Consider the following 18,708-nt stretch of genomic DNA (forward strand, 5'->3'; position numbering starts at 1 on the left):
CTTAATCCGTTTGAGTACAACGACGAATTGCGTTTAACACGAGGGTATGTTCGGTATCATTCGCCACATAAGCTTGACCTAGAGATTTGAGTAACACCAGACGCAATTTACCCGATAGAACTTTTTTATCACGCATCATATGCGGTAAATAGTCTTCTGGCTGCATCGTATCCGGTGATACGGTGGGCAAATTGGCACGAGCAAGTAATTTTTCAAGGCGAGACACATCTGCAATAGAAATATCTCCAAGTTCTTCCGAAAGCGCCGCTGCCATCATCATTCCCGTCGAAACAGCTTCGCCATGAAGCCAGTTTCCATAACCTAAGTGAGTTTCAATGGCATGTCCAAAAGTATGTCCAAGATTAAGCAATGCACGATCGCCTTTTTCTGTTTCATCTCTCGCGACAACATCTGCTTTAATTTGGCAACAACGAGAAATACAATGTTGAAGCGCCTCAGGATGCAAAGCGACAAGTTCATCAATATGTTGCTCTAGCCATTCAAAAAATTCGTAATCTAAAATGGCACCATATTTGATAACTTCGGCAAGCCCCGCGTTTACTTCACGTTTAGGAAGCGTATTAAGCGTGAGCGTATCAATAATAACCATTGATGGCTGATAGAACGCGCCAATCATATTTTTGCCTAATTCATGATTAACCGCCGTTTTACCGCCCACTGAAGAATCCACTTGTGAAAGCAATGTGGTTGGAATTTGAATTAAACGAACACCACGCTGATAACTTGCCGCAACAAAGCCAGCAACATCGCCAATTACGCCGCCGCCCAATGCAATAATCGTGGTATCTCGCCCATGATTACCTTGCAAAAGTGCGGTAAAAATTAAGTTTAAAGATTCAAGTGTTTTGTATTTTTCGCCATCTGGCAATAAAACATGATCGACTACGCAACCACGTTTTTCCAACGCATAGATGACTGTATCGAGATAAAATTGCGCAACTGTAGGATTCGTTACAATCATCACGCGATCCCCACGTATAATCGGGTAACTACGTTCATCTTGTAACAATCCGCTACCAATTAAAATAGGATAGCGACGCTCTTGCAATTCCACGTTGACGCACAGCATAATTTATCCTTAGGTGTGTTTAAAGTGCACCATTCAACCCATTCATATTATCAATTAAATCAACAATTTGATTTACCATTATTTTGGCATTTTGTTCATCGGTTGGCAAAGTGATGTCCGCAATTTCTTCATAAAGCGGATTGCGAATTTTTGCTAAATCTTCCAATACTTGACGAGGATTCTCTGCATCTTGGAGCAATGGACGTTTTTTATCACGTTGAGTGCGTTGGAATTGTTTTTCCACCGTTGTTTCTAAATAAATTACAATACCACGTGCTGATAAATAATTACGGTTTTCCTTAGAAAGCACTGCGCCACCACCAGTTGAAAGGACGATACCTTGCATTTGTGTGAGTTCGTTAATAATGCGTTCTTCACGTTTTCGGAAGCCGTCTTCGCCTTCCAAATCAAAAATCCAGCTAATATCCGCGCCCGTACGTTCTTCAATCACTGCATCGGAATCAATAAAATCCATATTAAGCTGTTGTGCTAATTGACGACCGATAGTACTTTTACCTGCACCCATTGGTCCTACTAAAAAAATATTACGTTTTTCCGCCATTGTTCTTTATCTAATTAAATTAAAAGTGAAATAAAATTCGATCATTTCTAATGAAAATAAACTGCATAAAAATGCAGAAGATAGAAAGATCTCCCAAAAAATGGGGTAGATTATCGCAATAAATCACCCTATTTTTCAACCTCTATAGGGAATTTATTTTCCACGAGAAACCATCTAAATATGGAATAGTTAAAATTCTTAATCATCTATGAAGTCTTCAAACCTAGGATTAATAACAAAAATAGCGCGTTAAATACGCGCTATTTTTAGCCTATTTTTCAATTTATTTTTTAGGTAATGCATCAGTTGAAGCATTAAATTTCACATTTGATGAAGTGTAAGCCTCAAAGTGCGGATGTTTTTTCATAAATTTTATGAAACTTTCTGCATCAGGTAAGTAGGTATCAACGCCTTCATATTTTGGATCGTTAAATAATTTACCAAAGGTTTTATAACCGTCTTTACCGCCTGCAACATAAGCATTTGTTCCGACAAGATAACGTTTGTTATCATCAATCGGTTCCCATTGTTGGGTTTGTTTATTCAAGACTTCAACACTCACTAAACGCTTACCTTCCGCATTTGGTGTTTCATTCGCTTCATAACGAATACCTGCACCATAAGGGAATGCGCCTGTAGAGCCATCAACCAAAGCAAATTGCATTGCATCTTCAAGCACTTGTTTCACTAATGAACCTTCCATTTTATAGGTATATAACGTATTCCCGAAAGGTAAGAAAGTATAAGCATCGTTAAAGGTTACATTACCCGGTAAAATATCTGCGCGTACACCGCCAGCATTTTGAATAGTTAAATCCACTGTTTTGAGTTCGTTATACATTGTTTCTGCAATAAAACGCGTTGCAATAGAACCTTCTGGATTTGAGCCTGCTTTATTTGGGATACGGTTTGCTGAACCACCCAGCATTGCAGAACCTGTGATGACACCAACAATTTCTTGTGCTAAACGATCTTTTTCACTTTTATATTTTGAAATAAGCATGTCTGTTTTTGCATCATGATCATCAAGTGAAATACTCTTCATTGATTTTAAAGTATCAAGTGCTTTTTTACGTTCATCGCCAGTTAATTCCGTCCATTTACCTTCCGCATTTTTCACTTGAAGTTTATGAGAACTCATTAACACATGAGGAATTTTACGAGTAATAGACGCTATACCTTCAGGACTGAATTTAACACCCAAATCCCCCACCACGGCAGAATAAGCCCAGCCTTCCATTACAAATACAGGCTCTCCATTTGGATTTTTAAATTCAAGTGGATATTCATAGATTACTGGAAGTTTTAAACTACGTAATTCATCATTTCCGTATAAATAATGTGAATCGCCAGTAACGATCACATCAATATCATTTACTTTTTGAGCAATTTCGATATTTTTTTCACTACCTGCGTGTGAAAGTAGGATAATTTTATTAATTCCTTGCTGTTTTAGCGCATTTGCCATAATTTGTGCAGTAGCAATTTCATCATAAAACTTCACATCCTTACCCGGAGAAGAGGAATTCACTGTTTTATTCACGGTATCTAAACCGATAATAGCAATTTTTTCTCCATCCACAGTGAAAATATCGTAAGGTTTCCATTTGTTATACAAAATTGAACTTTTATCAGGAATCACATTAGCTGAAAGCACTGGGATTTTTAATGGTTCAAGCAGTTTTAATAACCCTTCATTACCCGCGTCAAATTCATGATTACCTAAAGTAAAATAATGGAAATTACCTGCATTCATCACAGCTGCATCTGCAGAACCGCCAAACAGCGTAAAGTAAAGCGTACCAGTAATGGCATCGCCTGCATGCAGTACTAATGGATTTTTGTATTTTTTACGCAATTCGTTAAGTTTTGCATTGACAGCAGAAAAACCACCAATATCCACTTTGGTTTGCTGACCATTTAAATTAATCCGTGTTTCGTGCGGTTCTAAATAAGAATGGTGATCATTGATATGCAAAATACTTAATTCCACAGCTTTGTGAGCTTGTGGTGCCTCTTTGGCAAGAGCTACACTAGTGAAAAGCATCGCAAATGCACTGAGTGCAAAGGTGGCCGATTTTTTGGATAAAAGCATAAAAACTCCTATTGGTAAGGGATTAATTTAAACCTTCTAGCATTGCTTGAAAGGTTCTGTAACGAATTGCATCATTATTGTGCTGTAAATTTTCTCGAGGTTGATCTAAATACGAGAAATCATCAACTTCCACACCTTTAAATTGGCGATTGAACATCATATTTGCTAAAGCAAGGCGAGACTTAATTTCTGAAGAAGGAGTAATCAAACTAATACGATTTTCAGTAATCGAAAAAATAGTCTGATTCGGAAAATCTTGACGTATTTGTTCAATAATTTTTTGAAATATACCTTTGGCATTCAAAGACAGTAATATAATTTGATCTGCTTTTGCTCCCCGCTCCATTAAAGTCTGAACAAATTGCTCTGAATTATCTGTTTGACGAATATAAATTTTTGCCTGATCATTTGCTAAAAAAGACACCAGTAAGTTTTTCTTCATTTCCTGAATTAAATTAGCATCAACAGTATTTATTGGCTCAAAGTATAAGTAATCAAGAAATTTAGGCGTGAGATTTTTATCTGTTTTAAAAATGCGAGTGAGGATTTTCTCGCTTATTTGGATCTGATTATCAAGAAATTGGGGAGGTAAAGAAAAAAGTGCGGTAAGTTTTTTTTGTAAATTTGTAATTTGTTGTTTGTCTTGTTTAGCTAAAGCCATTGAAAATTGTTGCTTCAAAGCCTCAGCTGATTCAGTGGATATTGATTGATGAGAAGATGGACTAGCTATTACACCTTGTTGAACACCAATAAATGATGCTAATCCAATTAACACAGAATGAAAACTAATTTTCATAATAAACCTCATTTAACTGATATTTTATCAAGCTAAAATACCGCTATACGCGTAAATTTGACCTAAAACAGCTGGATGCCTCGTATTATATCGTAAAACAAAATAAATTGTGAATGATAATTAAAAGGAATACAACCTACTTTATGCATACAAAACTTGCAATTTTGCTTGAAAAGTATAAAATTCGCAGGCTTTTTGTCTATATATACAGAGAAAAAAGTAAGCTATATTCTCAAATCACTTTCGAATTTGAGAATATTCTTTTAGTAATTAAACATTTAGAGGAAGGTTATGGTAACCATTCGTTTATCTCGTGGCGGAGCTAAAAAACGCCCATTTTATCAAATCGTAGTCGCTGACAGTCGTTCACCTCGTGACGGTCGCTTCATTGAACGTGTAGGTTTCTTCAATCCAATTGCACAAGGTAATGCAGAACGTCTTCGCATTAATCTTGAGCGTGTAAATCACTGGGTTGCTCAAGGTGCTTCACTTTCTGATCGTGTTGCGAGCTTGGTAAAAGAAGCACAAAAAGCAGCATAATTTTGCTTTTTGATTTAGTTCTCAAACTAAGATAGGTGAAAAATATGGAACAACAACATATTGAAGTTGTGGGCAAATTAGGCTCAACCTACGGTATTCGTGGGTGGTTGCGTATTTATTCATCAACAGAACAAGCTGAAAGCATTTTTGATTATCAACCTTGGTTTTTAAAAATCAAAGGTGAATGGCAATCAATTGAATTAGAAAACTGGCGTTATCATAATCACGAAATCATCGTTAAATTAAAAGGCGTTGATGACCGTGAAGCTGCACAAATTTTAGCGAATGTTGAAATTGGTGTAGATTTATCTGTTTTCCCAGAACTAGAAGAGGGCGATTATTACTGGCACGATTTAATCGGTTGTACAGTCGTAAACTTAGAAGGTTATACAATGGGAACAGTAACAGAAATGATGGAAACGGGTTCTAATGATGTATTAGTGGTTAAAGCCAATACCAAAGATGCTTTTGGAAAACAAGAGCGGTTAATTCCGTTTTTGTATGAACAAGTAGTTAAAAGAGTCGATCTCACCACAAAAACAATTGAAGTGGATTGGGACGCTGGTTTCTAATCTCAAGTATGCACAAACGTAATGTAGTAGGCTTTTTATGTGGATAGGGGTAATTTCATTATTCCCCGAAATGTTTAAAGCGATTACGGAATTTGGGGTTACAGGTAGAGCCGTAAAACATAATCTTCTGAAAGTTGAATGTTGGAATCCAAGAAATTTTACATTCGACAAGCATAAAACCGTGGACGATCGCCCTTATGGTGGTGGCCCGGGAATGCTAATGATGGTGCAACCTTTACGGGATGCGATTCATACTGCAAAAGCTGCGGCAGGAGAAGGAGCAAAGGTGATTTACCTTTCGCCACAAGGACGTAAACTCGATCAAGGCGGCGTAACCGAGCTTGCTCAAAATCAGAAATTGATTTTAGTATGTGGACGTTACGAAGGGATTGATGAACGGTTGATTCAAACTGAAATTGATGAAGAATGGTCAATCGGCGATTACGTTCTGACCGGTGGGGAATTGCCAGCAATGACATTAATTGATGCTGTTGCTCGTTTTATTCCTGGTGTATTAGGCAAACAAGCCTCCGCAGAGAAAGATTCTTTTGCAGATGGTTTATTAGATTGCCCACATTACACTAGACCGGAAGTGTTAGAAGGATTAACTGTACCACCCGTGCTGATGTCGGGACATCACGAAGAAATTCGGAAATGGCGATTAAAACAATCGCTACAGAGAACGTGGCTCCGACGCCCTGAGCTCTTAGAAGGCCTAGCTCTGACTGACGAACAACGTAAGCTGTTAAAAGAGGCGCAAGCCGAGCATAACAGTTAGTTTCAGTTACATCTAGGATCAATAAAGGATCAAACAATGTCTAACATTATCAAACAACTTGAACAAGAACAATTAAAACAAAACGTACCTAGCTTCCGCCCAGGTGATACTTTAGAAGTTAAAGTATGGGTAGTTGAAGGTAGCAAACGTCGTTTGCAAGCATTCGAAGGCGTGGTTATTGCAATTCGTAACCGTGGCTTGCACTCAGCATTTACTTTACGTAAAGTATCTAACGGCGTAGGCGTTGAGCGTGTATTCCAAACTCACTCTCCAGCTGTAGATTCTATCGCAGTTAAACGTAAAGGTGCGGTACGTAAAGCTAAACTTTACTACTTACGTGAACGTTCAGGTAAATCAGCTCGTATTAAAGAGCGTTTAGGCGCATAATTCATTATATTTAATGATAATCTAAAAAAAACCTTGGGATATTCCAAGGTTTTTTGCTATGTGGATCATGGTAATTTAATTAATCATTAGGGATGATCGATTAAAATTCCTTATTTTACTTCAACAACGATATCGGATTCTGATTTAGGTTTCAATTTACCCACTTCATATAAATCAATGCCCGCATCTTTGGCTATGTCAATTACTGTTTGAACGCAATTAGGCTCAACTGCCACTAATAAACCGCCTGATGTTTGAGGATCACACAAAATCGCTTTTTGTTCTTCGGTTAATGCGCCAACTTTATGTCCATAACTTTCAAAATTACGCCCTGTTCCACTGGGTACACAACCTTGAGCAATATAATCTTTTACGCCGTCCAAGGTTTTAATTTTGTCCGAAAAAACTACCGCACTTAGATTTGAACCTTCACAGATTTCAATTAAATGACCAAGTAAACCAAATCCTGTGACATCCGTCATTGCTGTTACGCCATCCACTTGGGCAAATTGACTACCAATAGAATTCATTTGACACATGGCGGCAGTAGCTAAACCTTGATGTTCTGGCTTAAGTTTTCCTTTTTTTTCCGCCGTCGTCAAAATACCAATACCAAGCGGTTTCGTCATATAAAGCTTACAACCTGATTTTGCAGAAGCATTACGTTTCACTTTTTCAGTGTTAATCACGCCTGTCACGGCTAAACCAAAAATAGGTTCAGGCGAATCAATGGAATGTCCACCCGCTAAAGCAATACCCGCTTGATGGCAAGCAAAGCGACCGCCATCAACAATTTTCTGTGCAACTTCTGCAGGTAATACATTGGTTGGAAAACCTAAAATGGCAATTCCCATTATCGGCTTACCGCCCATAGCAAAAATATCACTGATGGCATTGGTCGCAGCAATTCGTCCAAAATCAAAAGGATCATCCACAATCGGCATGAAAAAGTCTGTGGTACTGATAATTGCAGTTTCATTGCCAACGAGCAGATTTGGATCATAAAATTTTTCCAGTTCTGAATGTAAAATTGTCCCTAACACCTTAGGCGAAATTTTACAGCCTCAACCTGCACCATGGCTGTATTGTGTCAGCCGAATTTTTTCTTCCATTTCTTATTTACCTTATTGAATATCCGTTTTCGAGAATATGACTTTCAAACCCTATTTTTAATCATAAAGATCTTCGCCATCTTTCCTTGTACGCAATAATTGCAAAATCCAAACATATTGCTCTGGCGCTGGCGTAACAAAAGATTCTATTTCTTCGTTCATTGCTCGGGCTGATTGTTCAGGATCATCACTTAAATTCATTGCAGGATGAATTTCCATTTCATATTTGCCTGTTTCTGCGTTATAACGAGGAAACATTGGAATAACAACGGCTTTAGAAAGTTTTGCCATTTTATTTAACCCTGGCAATGTCGCTTTATAAGTCCCAAAGAAATCAACAAATACGCTTTGTTCCATCCCAAAATCTTCATCTGGTAAGTAATAACCCATTTCGCCTTTACGAACATGACCTAAAAAAGGTTTAATACCATTTTGGCGTGCATGCATTTTTCCGCCGAAACGTTGGCGTGCAATCGTCCAAAGCCAATCCACCAATGGATTACGGTGTGGATTATACATAGAAGTCATTGGCATGCCTTGAGTGTGCAAAATAATGCCAGACGCATCAATCGCCCAGCCATGTGGCACCATAAGAATAATATTCTTTCCTTCAGCTTTTGCCTGTTCGATATGTTCAAGACCGATAAATTCGCTTCGTTTTTGCAAATGTTTCTTTGAACGGATTGCAATCTCACCAATTCCAAACATAACTTGTGTAACAACCGTAAACATTTTATCAATCACTTGCTCACGTTGTTGTTCAGTCCAATGAGGGAAACAATATTGCAAGTTAGTTTGTGCACGCGTACGCTGTTTCTTTGCTTTATGCCCAATCCAAATACCTAATTTTCCCGCAAATTTATCGCGCAGACGAAAAGGCACAAATGCTAACAACAATAAAAAGAAAATACCAAGCCAAATCCCCCAATATTGAGGCTTTAAATACGACCATGAAAAGTGCGCTTCATAGCCCACTCTCGCTGTCAAACGTAAATTTTGTTGATTATCCGACATAATAAAATGAAATTAATTTTAACCGCACTTTTGCGCGCTTTCCGAATTAAAAATGAAACCAACCCTGATCGTAAACCATTTTAGCCGTCATCATAAAAGACATGATAACAACCATCGGTCGAATCAAGGTTTTACCTTTCGTCATTACCATTTTGGCACCTAAATTTGCACCTAAAATGCTCCCAGCCATCATCACGAAACCCACTTTCCAAAGAATTTGTCCACCCAATAAGAAAAGCGCAAAAGAAGCAAGGTTCGAAGTGAAGTTCATCACTTTTGCATGTGCCGTCGCTTTCGGGAGATTAAATCCTAGCAAAGTAACACAGGCTAAACTCATGATTGAGCCAGTTCCTGGGCCAAAGAAGCCATCATAAAAACCTAAAAATGGGCTAACTAAAAGACCAAATAACATGTAACTTAAACGCTGTTTTCGATCTTCATCACCTAATTTAGGGGTAAATAAAAAATATAGACCAATGGCTAAAATCAAAAAAGGCAGCATTTTTTTGAAAATCGCCACGTCAATTGATTGAATTAATAATGTACCTAGGGCTGAACCTAAGAAAACCCAAATCAAAATAAACCAAATATCGCGTAAATTGACCGCTCTTTTTCGCAAGAAATAAAGGCTTGCGGATAATGCACCGCCCATAGCTTGCAATTTGTTGGTGCCTAACGCCATTGCTGGTGGCATGCCAGTCATAAGCAACGCTGGAATAGTAATTAATCCACCACCGCCAGCAATTGCATCGATAAATGATGCAACAAAACCAACACAAAACAATATTGCTAAAAGATCAATGCCGATATCCATATTGATTTACCTTAATGCTATTCTAACCATTCACTCCGATTCGGTGAGTTCAAAATCTGTTGGCACAAAAACGGCTCAGGCGGTGTAACTTTAGGTTTGCTCACTGAAGCACCTGGTTTTGGCGGTTCAAACCAAGAATATAATTCGTCTCCACAACCATTACCAGCAGGCACAGGCGCTTGATTTTCACAATAAGATGCATCTGCGGGGCAAGTTAAACGAACATGAAAATGAGAGTTGTGTCCATGCCAAGGACGAATTTTGTGTAGCCAACCGCGATCATTGCCAGCGGTTTGACATAATTTTACCTTAATCGCAGGATTAACAAAAATACGCGTCACATTTGGATCTTGCGCAGCTAACTTGATTAACGTCGCATGATTGCTATTCCATACTCGTTCATCCACTCGTTGCGCCTTTCTATCTACAACTAATAAACCCTTACCATCAGAATTCAGCGCATCGGCGTCTGACATCTCGCCCATTCTTAACCAAATATCCGCATCTAATCCCATCTGATGGCTAGCATGACCCGTTAAAAATCGTCCGCCACCCGGCATGGCAATATCGCCCACTAACATCGTTGGCAACCCAGCAGCTTTAATGCGTTGTCCCAAACGTTTAAGATACTGAATCATATTTGGATGACCATAATAACGATTGCGATTCATACGAATAACTTGGTAACCTTCACCTTTCGGCGGTAATGCTTGTGCTCCAATAATACACCCGTTGGTATAACTACCAATAGGACTTGCTTTACCATCTTCACTTGGAATAGGGCGTTTCACTTTTTGCCAATCTAGAGGAGACGCAACAACGTTCAGAGAGAAAAGTGCGGTAAAAATTATGGTTGTTTTTAATAAAATTTTATTCATTCTAAAGTTTTGCTGTAGGTAAGTATATCCTAGGTTTTGCCGTGGGTAAGTATACCCACGGTTAGAAAAATAGTTCCCCTTTGGGGAACTTTACACTTACCCCAAAGGGATAACATCAAACTAACCTAGGGTATACCTATCCTAGGCACAGACTCCCATCTCATACTAAGATTATTTACACTGTGCCTTAAAACGTAATAGATGATCTAATAAGACAATCGCCATCATAGCTTCTGCGATGGGTACAGCACGAATCCCCACACAAGGATCGTGACGACCTTTTGTTACAACTTCTACGGGTTTACCATTAAGATTGATTGAACGACCAGGAATCGTAATGCTTGAAGTTGGTTTTAGTGCAATAGTGGCGATAATTGGTTGTCCTGAACTAATTCCGCCTAAAATACCGCCTGCATGATTACTTTCAAAGCCATTAGGTGTCATTTCATCACGATGTTCCGAACCTCGTTGTTCAACCACAGCAAAGCCATCGCCAATTTCTACACCTTTTACTGCATTAATTCCCATTAATGCGTGAGCAAGATCGGCATCTAAACGGTCAAATACTGGCTCGCCCAATCCTACAGGTACATTTTCTGCAATAACAGTAAGTTTTGCACCAATAGAATCTCCTTCTTTTTTAAGTTCACGGATCAATTCATCGAATTTTTCTACCGCACTTTCATCAGGACAAAAGAATGGATTGCTGTTTACCTTTTCCCAATCAATTTGTCCCACTTTCTGCGGAGCAATTTTTATATTACCGATTTGGCTTAAAAAACCTCGCACCTCAATGCCAAAATGTTCGCGTAAATATTTTTTCGCAATAGCCCCTGCAGCAACCCGCATCGCTGTTTCACGTGCTGACGAACGCCCACCGCCACGATAATCACGGATTCCATACTTTTGCTGATAGGTAAAATCCGCATGACCTGGGCGGAAACGATCTTTAATGTCACCATAATCTTGCGAACGCTGATCACCATTTTTAATGATCATTCCAATACTTGTGCCTGTGGTTTTTCCTTCAAACACTCCCGATAAAATTTGAACTTCGTCATCTTCACGACGAGGCGTAGTATATCGAGATGTTCCTGGTTTACGACGATCTAGATCTGGCTGAATATCTTTCTCGGATAATTCGAGATTTGGTGGCACGCCATCAACGATACAGCCTAATGCAATACCATGTGACTCCCCAAAGGTTGTCACACGGAAAAGTTGTCCAATTGTATTACCAGCCATAATTTCCCCCTTATTTTTTTACATCAACAAAAGGAATTTCTTCGCCTGTATCATTATTTTTGATAAATACATCTAATTGATTAAAGGCAATATCAATATTATGTTCTGCAAATAATTCATTAATACGGCGATTAAGGGCATCTGTAATACTGGTGCGATCCCCAACTTGTTCTACATAAACACGTAACTCGTGATCCAGTGTACTTGCACCAAAAGTTAAAAAATAAGCAGATGGTTTAGGATCGCGTAAAATAGTCGGCTGTTCATCAGCTGCTTGAAGTAATAATTGGCGCACGAGCGTTAAATCAGAACCATAAGCAACACCAACGCTAATCACTAAACGTGTCATAGTGCTAGATAATGCCCAGTTGGTCACTTGACCTGTCACAAAAGATTTATTTGGCACAATCACTTCTTTGCGATCAAAATCAATCAATGTAATTGCACGGATACGAATTTTCGCTACAGTACCGCTCACTCCATTAATGGTAACCACATCGCCAACTCGGATTGGGCGTTCAAATAACAAAATGATACCTGACACAAAGTTTGCAAAAATCTCTTGCATACCAAAACCAAGACCAACAGAAAGTGCGGCGAATAACCATTGTAATTTTGACCAAGACATCCCTAAGGTTGCAAATGCCCAAGCACCACCAATGGCGATAAAAATATAAGTAAGTAGTGTCGTAATCGTATAAGGCGTACCTTGTGAAAGATTCACGCGAGAGAAAATTAATACTTCCAAAATACCTGAAATATTACGAACCAACACATAAGTAATTCCTACGATAACCAAAGCAACAAGAAGATTAAATAAAGTAATGCTTTCCATTACAGTGCCAGCATCGGTTGTCGTGGTTTGTTGCCAAAGTGTAATTTCACGTAAATAGCTCACTACGGTGACTAAATCTGACCATACATAGTAGAAAATTCCTAATAATGCTGTCCAAATAAAGAGATCTACAAAACGTAATAATTGGTTACGCACATCATTTAACGCCAAACTTTCCTCTGGCTCTCCCACTGCAACCACATCATCAGAGGACATATTTTCATAATTATTTTCAAGTGCTTTTTGACGACGTTTTTCTGCTAAACGGCGATGTGCTAAACGACGAGAAGAAACCGTAATACCACGGTAAATCGTATTGCGTACTAACCACCATACACACCAAGCAATATAAGAATGAATAAAATGCTCAATTAAATTTAAAGCGGTGTAGTAATAGCCTAAAACAATAAGTACGATTAATCCCACAGGAATTAATCTCAAACCAATTTGTACAATTCTTATTAACCAATGATGTTTATTTGTTTCAGGTTCATAAGAGCGAAGTACTCGATTAAAACGAGGGGCAATAATCGCCGCACAGAAAATTAGAGCCGCAATAGTATTAATTTGACCTAACACATCATTAGCTAAACCTGCATCAGTGACATTGCTAAACACAGAAGTATTTAAAAGCAATACAACCACAATAATAATGCGCTGGATAACACCACGAAAACGTTGTGCATTCTCTTTTGAAGATTCAAAATGATTAACAAAAATACCATTTGGACGGAACAATGAAATCCAAAATGTAAAGAACCACCAATAACCCGCCATACTAAATGACCAATGCCAAAATTCTTCTGGATTTTTGAAGAAAAAGAAGCCGATCATTTGGCAAACTGCTAAAAACCAAAGTGTACTAGAAAGCGTTAAAAACGCTGTTAATAACAGGGCAAGTGGAGTACTCCACTGACTATCTGTATCTAAACGATGTATTTCACGATTAATTTTGTTTAATTGTTGTTTAATACGATTTTTAAATTTAAAAATTGCACCGCCTACAATAAATAACCCTAAGAAATACATCAGCAAATAAGGTAAATTGTCATAATTAGTTGGAAAACCTAATTTTTTCAACATACCATTAAACTGTTCAATTAAAGCTCTTGGAAGCATTTTTACCCAATCTAAATCAATAGGATTATTACTTTTCACCCAAAAACTTTGCTGCTCTAATTTAGATTGAATTTGATCACTGATTTGTGTAATTTGCAGCTGTGTTAATTCCAAAGAAATCGCGAGATTTAATTGATTATTTAAAGATTTAATCAGATCAGATGTCATTTTCCGACGCTCAGTTAATAGCGTTTTAACTTGCGTTCTTTCTGCCTCAGTAAATTGTTTTCCATCTTCACTTTCAACTTTATTAATATAGTTATCTAGATCATAAAGTTCATTGCGTTTTTGAGTAATGTCAAAAATATGTACACGCAAATCGGCAATTTGTTTTGATAAACCTTGAATATTTAAGTTAGTCGGTAATTTTTGTTTTTGTTGCTGGATAATACGTGAAAGAACTAACGTGCCTTGTAATGCACTAATTTGTTCATCAATAGTACGTTGAGTTTGAGTGAGGCTATCTAAAATATTCCGCATTCTTAACTCATCTTGAGTTAATGAATTCGCTTTTTCTGTTTGTTGTAATAAATACTGACCAAGCTGTGCATTGCGATCAAGTTCTTTTTGAATGTAATCATTTTGCACAGTTTTTTGCTGTTGCTGCTGAGCTTGTTCTACTTGATTTTGTGATTGCTGAAGATTTTTTTGATTAATGACTTCTTGAATCGCAATAATATTTTGCTGCTGTACTTGCAAACGTAAATTCAATAGGTCATAACGGCTTTGATAGAGTAAAGAAAGCTGATCATTATTTTTTAATAAGTTTTGATTATAACTATTCTTTAAATCAATCAGTTGTAATTCAATCTGATATTGTTTTCGCAATGTGCTACCAATATTATTATTGGCCAATTGTTGATTGATTTGCTGTGTGCGTACAACATTTTCTGTTAATGCCGCTTGTGCTCGTTCAGAAATAGAACTTTGCCCTGCCAATTGTGCATTTGCTGTGCTTAATGCGTTTTGCGTATCTTGTAATTGATCATTTAACTTAGTGAGACTATTTTGTAAATAGTCCTGTGATTGTGCATTATCATCAGTACTTGTTACCGTTTCTTGTTGTTTTTTTAATGCTTGAATTTCTGCATTATTCTTTCTAATTTCACTCTCTGAATGGCTTAATGTTGTTTGCAATGCATCATTGATTTTTTGTTGAGCTTGAATTTGCTGCAATAAATCAATTGATGTTTGTAATTCTGCTAACAACCTATTTTTTGCCTCCCCCTCACTCATTTTTTGAGCGTTAGCCAAATCGGCTTTAAGCGATTGTTCCGTTGGTAATACGTTTGTTGAATTTGCCGCCAATACCCCTTGCGAAACGCTAAGGGTAAACATTGCCGAGGCAAAAAGTGCGGTAAAAAATGGAGGTATTTTCATAAGTTTCCTAATCATTATTTTTCCCTAATCTAAATGGTAAATTAATTTATCTCATCTCGCTTTGCCAGCCAATCAGCAAGCTGTTTACGTGAGATCTTAATGCCTTTCTCAAGTATCAGTGGCAAAGGATAATATGCAATAGGCTGTTTAAAACGTGCAAGTTTATCTTGTAAAAAAAACATTAAATTTTCAACCGCACTTTTGCTAAAGGGTTCATTAAAATCCACTAAAGCGACAGGACGCTGACCAAATTCTTTGTTTTTTTGTGGTAAAACAAACACTTGATTAACTGAAGAATGTTGAATAATCACTTGTTCAATTTCTTCTGGCTGAATATTTTCGCCACCTGAAATAAACATATTATCAAGTCGTCCGATAATAACAAGTTCGCCCTCTTGCCAAATGCCTTTATCTTTTGTCTGAATCCAACCTTGGTTATTTGTTAATGGAACAATTTGTCGATCTTTCCAATAACCCATCGCCAAACCTGCACCTTTCAGCCAAATTTCATCATTTACTAAACAATACTCTCTACCTAAGAGCGGTTGCCCTACGCCTTGTTTTCCGTCAGATTTTTTAGCAAAAACCGTAGACGCCATTTCCGTCATTCCATAACCAGAATAAGTTTTAATGCCATATTTCACCATTTTTTGTGTAAGTTCTGTCGGAATATGCGCACCGCCCAGTAAAATATGGCGTGTAGCAAATGAAATGCTCGGATTTTCCTGTAAATAATCTAATAAACGCTGTAATTGCGTTGGCACAAGAGAAACGTGGGTCGTCTTTAATAATGAAGCATAAAAATCATCTTCTGGGAAATGTAATTGTGCACCGCAATATAACCAACGCCAAACAATACCTTGCCCTGAAACGTGATATAAGGGTAATGAAAGTAACCAAGATTGATTACAATCAAACTTCATTAAGTTACATACCCCTTTTGCATTATCCAAATGTGCTTGGACATTATGCACAACTGCTTTTGGTAAACCTGTCGATCCAGACGTGAGCGTCATCGTCGCAGGACGAAAAAAATCGGCTTTTTGCGTAAAAACACCAATTTCTTGCAAATTCAGTAAATCTTTATCATAAAAACAAAAATCAATTTGATAAAACTCACATAATTTTGCAATTTTTTCTTGTGGAAAAGCAGGGTTTATGCCTAAAACTTTTGCACCAAGCTGAATTGTCGCCAGATATAAAAATAAAATTTTCTCTGAATTTTTTCCCACAAAAGCAACCGCACTTTCCGCATTTACGCCTTTTTTTTGTAAAAAAGCCACTGTTTGGTTAATCTTGGTAGTCAATTCTATCCAAGTAAGCATATCGCCCTGCGTAGTACGCAAAGCGATTTTATTTGAGAAATCAGGTTGAATAGCAAAATCTTGCCAAGGATACATTATTAATTTACCGTGAAATATGATCGCACTTCATCAATCAATGTTTCAGGTAATTCCATAGATTGCATTGCTCCTTCTAGCATTAACATTTTTCGTCCACTATTTGTATTGGTAATAACCCAATAAGGCGTATCTGGAATTTGTTTTGGTTTAGTATGGTTACCCGCCATTAATAATGTCGCTTCATCGCGTGCAAAGTAAACTCGAGTACGTCCTTGTAAAGATTCTGTGGCTTGCGCAAAACTTTCAGGATTTGTACGATAAAGCACACGTAAAATCGCTAAGAAACGTACAACAGCCTTACTTTCTTCTTGAAATTCAGTTGAATTTAATAAAGTTTGGACTTTTTCTACAATCTGATTAATTGCGGTTATTGATTGCTTTTTTGTTGTTTTGATATTTACTTCTTTCACATTGATAGCCTGTTTTGGCTTTTGATCTGTTTCTGCTGAAGTAATAATTAAATCATTAACAATTGAAGTATGCACAGGTAAACTAAGCAAACGGCGTAAAATATCCGAAGCACTTTCTCCAATAGAGCGGGTTTGGCTCGCAATATATTGGTATAATTCTTCGTCTACTTCAATGATCTTCATTTTTATCTCTCTGTTTGCTAAAATTTTTTTCAATTATAACGACTTCTTTACAAATTCTCACGTAAAAATTATGGCAAAATCATTACTCAATTATCAATTTCATCAAGTAAAACAAACGATTAATACACCTGTTTTAATTTTTATTCACGGTTTATTCGGCGATATGGATAATCTCGGCGTTATCGCGAGAGCTTTTAGTGAATATTACAGTATTTTACGTATTGATTTACGCAATCACGGCCATAGTTTTCATTCGGAAAAAATGAATTATCAACTGATGGCTGAAGATGTTATCGCGGTAATCCGCCACTTAAATTTATCCAAAGTGATATTAATTGGTCATTCTATGGGGGGAAAAACCGCCATGAAAATCACCGCACTTTGCCCAGAATTAGTCGAAAAATTAATCGTAATTGATATATCCCCTATGCCTTATGAAGGATTTGGTCATAAAGATGTTTTTAATGGCCTATTTGCGGTAAAAAATGCAAAGCCTGAAAATCGTCAGCAAGCCAAACCGATTTTAAAACAAGAAATTAATGATGAAAACGTTGTACAATTTATGTTGAAATCTTTTGATGTTAATTCAGCTGATTGTTTTCGTTTTAATCTTACTGCACTTTTTAACAATTATGCCAATATTATGGATTGGGAAAAAGTACGTGTATTTACGCCAACTCTTTTTATTAAGGGTGGAGATTCCTCTTATATAAAAATAGAAAATAGCGAAAAAATTCTAGAACAATTTCCTAATGCAACTGCCTTTACGATTAATGGCAGTGGACACTGGGTTCACGCCGAAAAACCTGATTTTGTTATTCGTGCAATTAAACGATTTCTAAATAAGAATTAAGTAGTTTAAGTGAGAATGCTTTTATGATATAGTTCGCCAAATTTGGATAAGCCTTATAATCAATAGATTAAATTTAATATAAAAAAGGAAATAAAAATGGCAATAGTTGGTCTTTTTTATGGTAGTGATACTGGAAATACTGAAAACATCGCAAAACAAATCCAAAAACAATTAGGTAGTGATTTAATTGATATTCGTGATATTGCCAAAAGTAGCAAAGAAGATATTGAAGCATACGATTTCTTGCTTTTCGGTATCCCAACTTGGTATTACGGCGAAGCACAAGCAGACTGGGATGACTTTTTCCCAACACTCGAAGAAATTGATTTTACAGATAAACTTGTAGGTATTTTCGGTTGTGGCGATCAAGAAGATTATGCAGATTATTTCTGTGATGCTATCGGAACTGTGCGCGATATTATAGAGCCACACGGTGCAATTGTGGTAGGAAATTGGCCAACAGAAGGCTATAATTTTGAAGCTTCGAAAGCCTTATTGGAAGATGGCACGTTCATCGGATTATGTATTGATGAAGATCGCCAACCAGAGCTTACCGCAGAGCGTGTAGAAAAATGGTGTAAACAAATTTATGATGAAATGTGCTTAGCTGAATTGGCTTAGTATTTTGTGCATAATAGGAAG

18 protein-coding genes are annotated in these 18,708 nt (G+C 37.3%); 6 read left to right on the forward strand and 12 right to left on the reverse strand.

The genetic code is table 11. The annotated features are described in order from the left end of the window. Nucleotide 1: 1 nt before the first annotated feature. The 4 genes from aroB to DQN49_RS05070 form a co-directional block, all read right to left on the reverse strand. Complete coding sequence (gene aroB / locus DQN49_RS05055) at nt 2–1,090, reverse strand: 3-dehydroquinate synthase (RefSeq protein WP_006996271.1); 1,089 nt, start codon at nt 1,088–1,090, stop codon at nt 2–4. Between the two features lie 19 nt (nt 1,091–1,109). Further along, a complete protein-coding gene (gene aroK / locus DQN49_RS05060) occupies nt 1,110–1,652 on the reverse strand; it encodes a shikimate kinase AroK (protein WP_005648746.1) in 543 nt (180 codons plus the stop codon). 283 nt (nt 1,653–1,935) lie between these two features. Further along, on the reverse strand, nt 1,936–3,747 hold the full coding sequence (nadN, locus tag DQN49_RS05065) for an NAD nucleotidase (RefSeq protein WP_006996272.1): 1,812 nt from the start codon (nt 3,745–3,747) through the stop codon (nt 1,936–1,938). A gap of 22 nt (nt 3,748–3,769) precedes the next feature. Further along, nucleotides 3,770–4,543 carry a hypothetical protein gene (locus DQN49_RS05070; RefSeq protein WP_032826348.1) on the reverse strand — a complete coding sequence of 258 codons (774 nt, stop codon included), beginning with the start codon at nt 4,541–4,543 and terminating at the stop codon, nt 3,770–3,772. A gap of 291 nt (nt 4,544–4,834) precedes the next feature. On the opposite strand from DQN49_RS05070, the gene rpsP reads away from it, so the two are divergent. The 4 genes from rpsP to rplS are packed head-to-tail and all read left to right on the forward strand — an operon-like array spanning nt 4,835 to nt 6,820. After that, nucleotides 4,835–5,083 (forward strand): 30S ribosomal protein S16, encoded by a 249-nt coding sequence (rpsP, locus tag DQN49_RS05075; RefSeq protein WP_005653865.1) that lies wholly within the window; start codon nt 4,835–4,837, stop codon nt 5,081–5,083. A gap of 44 nt (nt 5,084–5,127) precedes the next feature. Continuing rightward, nucleotides 5,128–5,655: a ribosome maturation factor RimM gene (gene rimM, locus DQN49_RS05080; RefSeq protein ID WP_005653863.1), complete on the forward strand. Its 528-nt coding sequence runs from the start codon at nt 5,128–5,130 to the stop codon at nt 5,653–5,655. A gap of 37 nt (nt 5,656–5,692) precedes the next feature. Further along, nucleotides 5,693–6,433, forward strand: a complete 741-nt coding sequence (gene trmD, locus DQN49_RS05085) for a tRNA (guanosine(37)-N1)-methyltransferase TrmD (protein WP_006996274.1) — start codon at nt 5,693–5,695, stop codon at nt 6,431–6,433. A gap of 36 nt (nt 6,434–6,469) precedes the next feature. Next, nucleotides 6,470–6,820, forward strand: a complete 351-nt coding sequence (gene rplS, locus DQN49_RS05090; protein ID WP_005648735.1) for a 50S ribosomal protein L19 — start codon at nt 6,470–6,472, stop codon at nt 6,818–6,820. A gap of 110 nt (nt 6,821–6,930) precedes the next feature. Here rplS and selD read toward each other — a convergent pair whose 3' ends face one another. From selD to seqA, 8 genes are all read right to left on the reverse strand, one after another. Then, entirely contained in the window at nt 6,931–7,932 is a 1,002-nt protein-coding gene (selD, locus tag DQN49_RS05095) for a selenide, water dikinase SelD (protein ID WP_081457588.1), read from the reverse strand. Nucleotides 7,933–7,989: 57 nt separating this feature from the next. After that, nucleotides 7,990–8,946, reverse strand: coding sequence for a lauroyl-Kdo(2)-lipid IV(A) myristoyltransferase (gene lpxM / locus DQN49_RS05100; protein WP_006996276.1), 957 nt, complete (start codon nt 8,944–8,946; stop codon nt 7,990–7,992). Nucleotides 8,947–8,992: 46 nt separating this feature from the next. After that, nucleotides 8,993–9,760, reverse strand: a complete 768-nt coding sequence (locus DQN49_RS05105) for a TSUP family transporter (protein WP_006996277.1) — start codon at nt 9,758–9,760, stop codon at nt 8,993–8,995. A gap of 17 nt (nt 9,761–9,777) precedes the next feature. Next, complete coding sequence (mepA, locus tag DQN49_RS05110; RefSeq protein WP_006996278.1) at nt 9,778–10,638, reverse strand: penicillin-insensitive murein endopeptidase; 861 nt, start codon at nt 10,636–10,638, stop codon at nt 9,778–9,780. 171 nt (nt 10,639–10,809) lie between these two features. Continuing rightward, a complete protein-coding gene (gene aroC / locus DQN49_RS05115; RefSeq protein WP_006996279.1) occupies nt 10,810–11,883 on the reverse strand; it encodes a chorismate synthase in 1,074 nt (357 codons plus the stop codon). Between the two features lie 10 nt (nt 11,884–11,893). Next, the gene (gene mscK / locus DQN49_RS05120; RefSeq protein ID WP_032826349.1) at nt 11,894–15,217 is read right to left on the reverse strand and encodes a mechanosensitive channel MscK; all 3,324 of its coding nucleotides are present in this window, start codon (nt 15,215–15,217) and stop codon (nt 11,894–11,896) included. Nucleotides 15,218–15,258: 41 nt separating this feature from the next. Beyond that, entirely contained in the window at nt 15,259–16,617 is a 1,359-nt protein-coding gene (gene menE / locus DQN49_RS05125; RefSeq protein WP_006996281.1) for an o-succinylbenzoate--CoA ligase, read from the reverse strand. 2 nt (nt 16,618–16,619) lie between these two features. Next, entirely contained in the window at nt 16,620–17,213 is a 594-nt protein-coding gene (gene seqA / locus DQN49_RS05130; RefSeq protein WP_005648714.1) for a replication initiation negative regulator SeqA, read from the reverse strand. A gap of 70 nt (nt 17,214–17,283) precedes the next feature. Between seqA and DQN49_RS05135 the strand changes: the two genes are divergently transcribed. After that, entirely contained in the window at nt 17,284–18,066 is a 783-nt protein-coding gene (locus tag DQN49_RS05135; RefSeq protein ID WP_013527523.1) for an alpha/beta fold hydrolase, read from the forward strand. A 96-nt stretch (nt 18,067–18,162) separates the two neighbouring features. Continuing rightward, a complete protein-coding gene (fldA, locus tag DQN49_RS05140) occupies nt 18,163–18,687 on the forward strand; it encodes a flavodoxin FldA (protein WP_005648709.1) in 525 nt (174 codons plus the stop codon). Nucleotides 18,688–18,708 lie beyond the last annotated feature (21 nt).

It is taken from the genome of Haemophilus aegyptius, assembly GCF_900475885.1.
Taxonomy (GTDB): Bacteria; Pseudomonadota; Gammaproteobacteria; order Enterobacterales; family Pasteurellaceae; genus Haemophilus; species Haemophilus influenzae.

Bases quoted from the DNA above. Each gene is read 5' to 3' on its own strand.
- aroB (WP_006996271.1), bottom strand. From the start codon at position 1,090: ATGCTGTGCGTCAACGTGGAATTGCAAGAGCGTCGCTATCCTATTTTA.
- aroK (WP_005648746.1), bottom strand. From the start codon at position 1,652: ATGGCGGAAAAACGTAATATTTTTTTAGTAGGACCAATGGGTGCAGGT.
- nadN (WP_006996272.1), bottom strand. From the start codon at position 3,747: ATGCTTTTATCCAAAAAATCGGCCACCTTTGCACTCAGTGCATTTGCG.
- DQN49_RS05070 (WP_032826348.1), bottom strand. From the start codon at position 4,543: ATGAAAATTAGTTTTCATTCTGTGTTAATTGGATTAGCATCATTTATT.
- rpsP (WP_005653865.1), top strand. From the start codon at position 4,835: ATGGTAACCATTCGTTTATCTCGTGGCGGAGCTAAAAAACGCCCATTT.
- rimM (WP_005653863.1), top strand. From the start codon at position 5,128: ATGGAACAACAACATATTGAAGTTGTGGGCAAATTAGGCTCAACCTAC.
- trmD (WP_006996274.1), top strand. From the start codon at position 5,693: ATGTGGATAGGGGTAATTTCATTATTCCCCGAAATGTTTAAAGCGATT.
- rplS (WP_005648735.1), top strand. From the start codon at position 6,470: ATGTCTAACATTATCAAACAACTTGAACAAGAACAATTAAAACAAAAC.
- lpxM (WP_006996276.1), bottom strand. From the start codon at position 8,946: ATGTCGGATAATCAACAAAATTTACGTTTGACAGCGAGAGTGGGCTAT.
- DQN49_RS05105 (WP_006996277.1), bottom strand. From the start codon at position 9,760: ATGGATATCGGCATTGATCTTTTAGCAATATTGTTTTGTGTTGGTTTT.
- mepA (WP_006996278.1), bottom strand. From the start codon at position 10,638: ATGAATAAAATTTTATTAAAAACAACCATAATTTTTACCGCACTTTTC.
- aroC (WP_006996279.1), bottom strand. From the start codon at position 11,883: ATGGCTGGTAATACAATTGGACAACTTTTCCGTGTGACAACCTTTGGG.
- mscK (WP_032826349.1), bottom strand. From the start codon at position 15,217: ATGAAAATACCTCCATTTTTTACCGCACTTTTTGCCTCGGCAATGTTT.
- menE (WP_006996281.1), bottom strand. From the start codon at position 16,617: ATGTATCCTTGGCAAGATTTTGCTATTCAACCTGATTTCTCAAATAAA.
- seqA (WP_005648714.1), bottom strand. From the start codon at position 17,213: ATGAAGATCATTGAAGTAGACGAAGAATTATACCAATATATTGCGAGC.
- DQN49_RS05135 (WP_013527523.1), top strand. From the start codon at position 17,284: ATGGCAAAATCATTACTCAATTATCAATTTCATCAAGTAAAACAAACG.
- fldA (WP_005648709.1), top strand. From the start codon at position 18,163: ATGGCAATAGTTGGTCTTTTTTATGGTAGTGATACTGGAAATACTGAA.